Below are 7,548 nucleotides of genomic sequence, written 5' to 3' on the forward strand. Positions count from 1 at the left end.
GATCAGAAATCCCAGGAGAATGGCTCTGACAGAACCGAAATTCGAGGCCGGAACCCGAGAAATGAGAAAGGCGCGCGTTCGAAAACGCACGCCTTAACCCGGAACAATCGAGGACCACTCGACCAGAACTCCGCGGGCAACCCCGCAACCAAGATCCCGTCGACAGAGTCTCCGATCAAACCTCAGTCAGAACCCTCGGTGCCGTCGGAGCCATCAGACCGGGCCCCTTCTTCCTCAACACCAATCATGCTCACTATGCGCTCAAGATCATCCACGGTAGCGAACTCGATCGTGATCTTGCCTTTGTTCCGCCCGATGTCGACCTTCACCCGGGTGTCGAACCGATCCGACAGCCGCTCGGCAAGATCGTTCAAACCCGGCGCATGCACCCTCGCCCGCCGAGCCGGCGCCGCCTTCTTGGCCGGCCCTTCCGACTCAGCCAGCTTCACGATCTCTTCGGTCGCACGAACGGACAGCCCTTCGGCCACGATCCGCTTGGCGAGCTCTTCCTGAGCCTCAGACCCGTTCAACCCGAGCAGCGCCCGAGCATGCCCTGCCGAGAGCACTCCCGCGGCAACCCGCCGCTGCACCGGCGCCGGCAGGTTCATCAACCGGATGGTGTTGGAGATCTGCGGCCGACTACGCCCGATCCGCCGAGCCAGCTCCTCGTGCGAAACCCCGAACTCCTCGAGCAGCTGCGAATACGCCGCCGCCTCTTCGAGCGGGTTCAGATTCGCCCGATGGATGTTCTCCAGCAGCGCGTCCCGGAGCATGGCATCGTCAGGAGTGTCCCGGATGATCGCCGGGATCGTCTCCTTGCCCACGGCCTGGGCCGCACGCCACCGACGCTCGCCCATGACCAGCTCGTAGCGCCCATCCCCAAGATCCCGCACCACGATCGGCTGCAAAAAGCCGATCTCCTGGATAGAGATCTTGAGTTCCTCGAGCGCTTCCTCGTCGAAGACGTGCCGAGGCTGCTTGGCATTCGGCTCGATCGACCCGACCGGCAGCTCGGCAAAGCGGGCCCCCGGAACCGGCGCGAGCTCCATCTCGTTGCCCGACGCCTGCGACGGAGCAGGCGGAGCAACAGCCGGCGACGACGAGGCGGAGGGAGCCGAGGACGGCAGGCCATCGGGCGCAACGGCGACCGCCGTGGTCGGAATCGCCGACACCGGGGCGATGTCCGCGCCATTCTCGGCCGGCTCAGCGGCAGGCGCCGTGGGGATCAGTGCACCCAGGCCTCGGCCCAGGCCTCCCCGCGGACGGTTCTTCATGCCGTGCCTCCTGTGTCGACCCCACGCATCGCGATCTCGAGAGCAGCCTCGAAGTAGCTGGTTGCTCCCCTTGATCCCGGATCGTAGGTCATCACCGACTGGCCGTAGCTCGGAGCCTCCGACACCCGCACGTTACGGGGAATTACCGCGTTCAAAACCTTGGTTCCGAAGTGGTTCCGGACGTCCTGCTCCACCGCGTCGGCCAGCCGCGTGCGCCGGTCGTACATGGTCAGCAGGATCGTCGAGACGTCCAGCGTCGGGTTCAGGTGCTGCCGTACCAGGTTGATGTTGTTGATCAGCTGGTTGAGGCCCTCCAGCGCGTAGTACTCACACTGGATCGGAATCAGCACCTCCTGCGCCGCGCAGAGCGCGTTGACCGTCAGCAGGCCAAGCGACGGCGGGCAGTCGATGAAGACGTAGTCGAACTTCTCGGGGTGGCCGGCGATCGCACGGGCCAGGCGGGACTCACGGGCCACCACCGACACCAGCTCGATCTCGGCGCCGGCCAGGTCGATCGTGGCCGGCACGCAGTACAGGTTCGGAATGCCCTCGACGGACTGAGCCACCTCGGCCAGCGGCACGTTGTCGATCAGGCAGTCGTAGACGTCCGGAACGCCGGCGTGGTGCGGCACGTTGAGGCCGGTGGAGGCGTTGCCCTGCGGGTCCAGGTCGACCACGAGCACCCGGTTGCCGTGAAGCGCGAGCGCCACCGCCAGGTTCACCGTGGTGGTCGTCTTGCCGACCCCGCCCTTCTGATTGGCGACGCAAATCACCCGCGGGTGGTCCGGGCGCGGCATGATGATCTCGCCGCTCGGGTTGAGGATCTGCACAGCTCGCAACGCTTCCATGGCCAGGGGCGGATCGTCCTCATCCCCGCCCGGCGTTTCACGTGAAACATGCTCGTCAGGCTGAACAGACGCACCAGAAGTGGAGATACCGGACGAAGTAGGGCCACCAGCAGCATTCCCGGGGACCGGAGGACCGGACCTCGGCGATGGTGCGGGTCCACGGAAGTCATCCGGCTGAGACGGCGGAGGTGAGCCGTACCCATAGGTCGTACCTGAGGCCGTGGGGTGATATCCGCCTGGCCGCGGCTGCGGAACGCCCTGGTCACCGGCGTGCAGCCCGCCTGCGCTCACTCCCGACGACCGGTCGAGAGGCGACTCGGTTTCACGTGAAACACCGTACTCATGCACCGCTTTATCCCTGTTGGCTAGGAACGGGTCGGCCGGCGAAACGTGTGTCCCGGCGGGAGAGATCCGGTCCACACTATCGACGCCTGGCCAGCCTACGGCCGCCGGGCGAGCGTCGCCATGTTCGTGCACAGGATGAGTCGAGCGCAACGCCGCATTGTTGTCCACAGGGGCATTGACAAAGACCATCACACCTGACACAAGCCGCAAATCGCCGCCATACCTAGCGGTCTCGGACGGGTCAAAGTACTCCAAGTGCTCCGGACCAACCCGAGGATCAAATTCAGAATCAACACCGGAGAGGTTTCCCGTACGGCCATTGCCGGCCGACGTGCCTCCGGAATCAGCACCATCGAGCAGCCCGAGCGCTCCCGGCGAACCAGACAATCCCGACGCCCCGAGAGCTTCAACGGCCCCCATGGTCTCCACTGACTCACCCAGCACGGCTCCCCGTCCATCCAACGCGTGTCCGGACAGCTGAGCAGCGCCCGGATCAGCGGACCGGCCCGTACGCCCGGGTGTGAATGTTTCCCGTGAAACATCGCGTTCCGAAGACACCGCGGAACCTCGACCAGTCACCGCCGACTCCGCAGCACGGGACCGGCCGCCCCCTTTATCGGCACCGCCGCCCGCGTTACGAGCGTTGGCGGGAAGATCCGCACGTCGACGGCCCTCCCGGGACCGCCCGGCGCCCGCCACAGACCCACCTGAGCCGCGTGTCGACGCACTCCGTGGCCCGTTGCCACCCGAAGATGCCGCACCCCCCAGCGACGACTCAACGGCCGCACCGCCCGACCGCGCGGCACCCGCCGACCGTTCCCCGGCTACGAAGCCCTGCCCAGCAGGCCGCCCAGCCCGCCCATCACGCCGCCCAGGCCGCCCCGCCCCGGTGCCGGCCGACATGAAGTCGCCGGCCGACGCGACATCGCCGGCCGACGCGGCGCCATCAACCGGCCCGGACGGAGGCTCACCGCCGCGCTGCTCCGCCCGTACGTCAAAAGTCTTTGATGGGTTAGGGCGCGCATTGCGCCTCTTCGCACCCCGCCGGCCCATCTAACCCCTCCGTGTATTCCCCCGTCCGCCGCCGCGACCCTCATCGGTCGCCCAGCCACCGGACCCTCCGGCCCGGCCACCCTGGCCGGACCGACCACCACGAGCACCGCCCGCCCCGGACCCGCCCCGCTTGGACTTCCCACCAGCTCCGGACCCGCGAGCCACCGGTACGTCCCGCTCCTTGACGATCTCCACCACCGTCGCCGGCGGCTCGATCAGCCCGACCCCGCAGAGCCGGATCTCCGGCACCCCGCCGCCGATCCGTGCGACCGCGGCCGCGTGCTCCCCGATCTCCTCCTCCGCCGACGCCCCCTTGAGCGCCAGCAGCCGGCCCCCGACCCGAGCCAACGGCAGGCACCACCCGGCCAGCCGGTCCAGCGCCGCCACGGCTCGCGCCGTGACGATGTCCGCACCGCCGGCCTGATCGACCACTTCTTCGGCCCGGCCGCGCACGACCCTGACGTTGGCCAGGTCGAGCTCGTCGACCGCCTCGATCAGGAAGGAGGTACGCCGGGCAAGCGGCTCGACCAGCGTGATCGCAAGATCAGGCCGGGCCACAGCCAGCACGATACCGGGCAAACCGGCACCAGAGCCCACGTCGACCACCGAAGCGCCGATAGGGAACAACTGGGACATAACTCCGCAGTTGACCAGGTGCCTCTCCCAGAGCCGGGGCGTCTCCCGCGGACCGATCAGCCCACGCACCACACCCTCGGTCGCCAGCAGCTGGGTGAAGCGCCCGGCCAGCTCGAGCCGGTCCCCGAAGACCGCGGCGGCAACCTCGGACAGCGACTCCGGCGGCCGCCGGACATCCACCGAGGAGACGTCGGGCGGGTCGACGCCGGCACTCGGCGCAAGGCCGGGCCGGGAAGAGTACGAAGCAGCGGAAGTAGAACCGGAAGCGGCCGGGAAAGACGACGGCCCGGGCGACGAAACGCCCGGGCCGAGGTCACCCGCGCCGAAGCGTGGGTCGGTCATCTCAATCCGCCACACGAACCACGATGCGCCGAGCCGGCTCCACGCCCTCGGACTCGCTCTGCACACCCGCGATCGCGTTCACCACGTCGTGCACGCACTTGCGCTCGAAGGCCGACATCGGCTCCAGCCGAACCGCCTCGCCGTGCGCCTTGACCTTCTCGACGGCGTTGCGCGCCACCGCGGCGAGCTCCTTGCGACGGGTCGCGCGGTATCCGCCGATGTCCAGCAGCATCCGGCTCGGCGACCCGGTGGCCCGGAAGATCGCCAGCCGGGTCAGCTCCTGGAGCGCCTCCAGCGTGGCACCGCGCTGGCCGACGAGCGGCTGCAGCCGATCACCGACGACCTCGACCATCGGCCGGCCGGCCGAGACCAGCTCGTCGATGTCACCGTCGTAGTCGAGGATGTCCAGCAGACCCTCGATGTAGTCAGCGGCGATCTCGCTCTGCCGGAACAGGTCGCTGTCCGAGGCGACGCTCTCCGACTTCTTCGCCTCCGTGGAGGCCTCCTCCGACGACGCAGCCGTCGCGGCCGATTCCGAAACCGGAGCGGTGGCGTCGGATGCAGGGGGAGTACTGGTGTCGGTCACGGTTCATCTCCGTTGTCACTCGGGCCGGACCAGAATCGGTCCGCTGTTTCCCGCGCCGCCGACGTGCGCACGTATCGCGGGGAGGTCTGTAGCAAGGGGAGCGCGCGGAGCCCGACGTGCCGGGCTCCGCGCCGCGATCATCCCTTGGGTTTGTTCGCCGGCCGGGCGCCCTTCTTCGGATTCACCGGTTTGGCGCCGGGCTTCGGGGCCAGCGCCTTGGTGTCAACGACCGGAGCCGGCTCCTCGACAGCGTTCTTCCGGCCGAAGAGTCCACCGCTGCGGCCCGGCTGCACCGGGTTCTTCGCGCCCTTGAGGTCGCTGGCGGTCGCGTTCGCCGGCCGGGTGCCCGAGCCGGTCTTCGCGCCGGCCATCTGCGGCGGCGGGAACTTCCGCAGCACCCACTGCTGCTGGCCCAGGGTGAACAGGTTGTTCGTCACCCAGTAGATGACCACACCGATCGGGAACAGCGAGCCGGAGATCAGCAGCGAGAACGGGATGCCGTAGAGCATCAGCCGCTGCACCATCTTCTGCTGCGGGTCCTCGGCCCAGCCGGTCTTCAGGATCATCTGCCGGCTGGTCAGGAACGTGGTCGTCATCATCAGCAGGATCAGGATGGCGGCCAGGATCTTGACCGTCGTCCCGTTCGCGCCCAGGGCGGCGAGCTCTTCCGGGGTCGAGCCGAACTTGGCGCTGATCGGGGCGTTGAACAGGTGCGCGCCGGACGCGCTGGTGAACTGCTCGAGCGACCAGCCGTAGATCGTCTTCAGGTGCTCCGGCAGGTTCGGGTTCAGGTGCCGGAGGACGTGGAACAGGCCCAGGAAGACCGGGATCTGCAGCACCATCGGAAGGCAACCCATCAGCGGGTTGGCCTTCTCGACCTTGTAGAGCTCCATCATTTCTTTCTGGAGCGTCTCCCGGTCACCCTTGTGCTTCTCCTGCAGGGCTTTGACCTTGGGCTGCAGCGCCTGCATCGCGCGCTGGCTCTTGATCTGCTTGACGAAGACCGGGAAGAGGATGACGCGCAGCGTCACGACCAGGAAGAAGATCGAAAGGACCCAGGACCAGTTCGTGCCCAGCACTCGGTCGTCCGGAATCCCGATCGCGTCCCAGAGGGCATGCCAGCGAAGGAGGATCCACGAAATGGCGTAGTAGATCCAGTCGAGACTCAATCTAAGCTCCAGTCACATCGGCAGGACGGTGACGGATCGGGTCAGGCACCGGGTCGTACCCGCCAGGGTGGAAGGGATGACAACGTAGGAGCCGCCAGATCGCCAGGCCCGTCCCCCGCAGGGCGCCGTGCCGCGTCAGTGCCTCCTGGGCGTACGCGCTGCACGAGGGATAGAACCGACAGCGTGCCGGCAGCGCCGGACTCAAGTATCGACGGTACGCGACGACCACGGCGGTCAGGAGCCGGGCAGCCAGGCTCATCGCGGCCGCCGGGGGCGCTGAGCCGACGCGAGCGCGCTCGTGAGATCGCTGCCGAGGTCCGCATATTCCGCCTGAGAGGCCGGCGGCAACGCCCGCACCACCAGTAAAGCGCCTGGTGGGAGGTCGGTGAGGAGCGGCCGGACCAGATCACGCAGCCGACGTTTCACCCTGTTGCGCACCACCGCGTTGCCCACTGCTTTGGACACGACGAAGCCGGCGCGCGCCGTGGAGGCGTGCGCCGGCTCCTCGATAAGCAGGTGAACGACCAGAGTCCCGCGGCCCGCTCGGCGGCCACCACGGATCGCCGCGGCAAAATCCGCGCTACGCCGCACTCGCTGCGTCGCGGCCAGCACGACTACCTGGACATTCCGACCCGGCTAAGTGTCGGCTCAGGCCGACAGCGTGTCGCGGCCCTTGCCACGACGAGCGGAAAGGATCGCGCGCCCGGCACGGGTGCGCATGCGCAGCCGGAAGCCGTGGGTCTTGGCGCGCCGGCGGTTGTTCGGCTGATAGGTGCGCTTGCTCACGTCAGAACTCCGTCTTCAACTACGTCAGGGGGCATCCAGCTGCAAGACGCCACTTTATCAGAGCGCGGCGGAGCAACCGCTCAACCCTACGCAGGGCTGTTGCAGCGGTCAACCATATCCTGGGTCGGCACGTCGACATGCAGGAACCCCGGATCGGCCACCAGGTCTTTCCACGCACAAAGTGAATCTTTTCCTGCGAACGGGCAGAGGATGGCTGAGACAGCGGTTGTCGTCGCCTGCCAGGCGCTGTTAGCGTGCCCGGTTGCTGGTCTTACCCGGTCGTACGCATACCGCGAAGCGGCGGCCAAAACCGGACAAGCAGGTGGATCGTTCGCCAGGTGAGCCTGTTTCAAGCCCGCGCCGCTACAGGCTCCGGTGTATCTGCCGACCATCCGGCCGGGAGCGCCATCGGTAACGCCACGGGTTGTGGATAACCTGTGGATAGCCGGCGGCGCCGTGCGTGTTCAGCGCGTTGACTGTGCTTGGTCAGGGGAGCCGATCGGCGGCCT

At 67.6% G+C, this 7,548-nt stretch carries 8 protein-coding genes; all 8 read right to left on the bottom strand.

Annotation, left to right across the window (positions count from 1 at the left end):
• Positions 1–182 precede the first annotated feature (182 nt).
• Positions 183–1,274, bottom strand: coding sequence for a ParB/RepB/Spo0J family partition protein (locus tag L3i22_RS53215; protein ID WP_221324955.1), 1,092 nt, complete (start codon positions 1,272–1,274; stop codon positions 183–185).
• The gene (locus L3i22_RS53220) at positions 1,271–2,209 is read right to left on the bottom strand and encodes a ParA family protein (protein ID WP_370644595.1); all 939 of its coding nucleotides are present in this window, start codon (positions 2,207–2,209) and stop codon (positions 1,271–1,273) included. The genes L3i22_RS53215 and L3i22_RS53220 overlap by 4 nt, the downstream gene beginning before the upstream one ends.
• A gap of 1,311 nt (positions 2,210–3,520) precedes the next feature.
• A complete protein-coding gene (gene rsmG, locus L3i22_RS53225; RefSeq protein WP_255657844.1) occupies positions 3,521–4,336 on the bottom strand; it encodes a 16S rRNA (guanine(527)-N(7))-methyltransferase RsmG in 816 nt (271 codons plus the stop codon).
• Positions 4,337–4,499: 163 nt separating this feature from the next.
• Positions 4,500–5,084, bottom strand: a complete 585-nt coding sequence (locus L3i22_RS53230; RefSeq protein WP_221324957.1) for a R3H domain-containing nucleic acid-binding protein — start codon at positions 5,082–5,084, stop codon at positions 4,500–4,502.
• A gap of 137 nt (positions 5,085–5,221) precedes the next feature.
• Positions 5,222–6,253 (bottom strand): membrane protein insertase YidC, encoded by a 1,032-nt coding sequence (gene yidC / locus L3i22_RS53235; RefSeq protein WP_221324958.1) that lies wholly within the window; start codon positions 6,251–6,253, stop codon positions 5,222–5,224.
• Position 6,254: 1 nt separating this feature from the next.
• A complete protein-coding gene (gene yidD / locus L3i22_RS53240; protein WP_221324959.1) occupies positions 6,255–6,512 on the bottom strand; it encodes a membrane protein insertion efficiency factor YidD in 258 nt (85 codons plus the stop codon).
• Entirely contained in the window at positions 6,509–6,865 is a 357-nt protein-coding gene (gene rnpA, locus L3i22_RS53245; protein ID WP_221324960.1) for a ribonuclease P protein component, read from the bottom strand. The genes yidD and rnpA overlap by 4 nt, the downstream gene beginning before the upstream one ends.
• Positions 6,866–6,901: 36 nt before the next feature.
• On the bottom strand, positions 6,902–7,039 hold the full coding sequence (rpmH, locus tag L3i22_RS53250) for a 50S ribosomal protein L34 (RefSeq protein WP_221324961.1): 138 nt from the start codon (positions 7,037–7,039) through the stop codon (positions 6,902–6,904).
• Positions 7,040–7,548: the final 509 nt, after the last annotated feature.

This window comes from Actinoplanes sp. L3-i22, from assembly GCF_019704555.1.
Lineage (GTDB): Bacteria > Actinomycetota > Actinomycetes > Mycobacteriales > Micromonosporaceae > Actinoplanes.

Excerpts from the sequence above, each read along its gene's own strand:
- L3i22_RS53215 (WP_221324955.1), bottom strand. The coding sequence starts at position 1,274 with ATGAAGAACCGTCCGCGGGGAGGCCTGGGCCGAGGCCTGGGTGCACTG.
- yidD (WP_221324959.1), bottom strand. The coding sequence starts at position 6,512 with ATGAGCCTGGCTGCCCGGCTCCTGACCGCCGTGGTCGTCGCGTACCGT.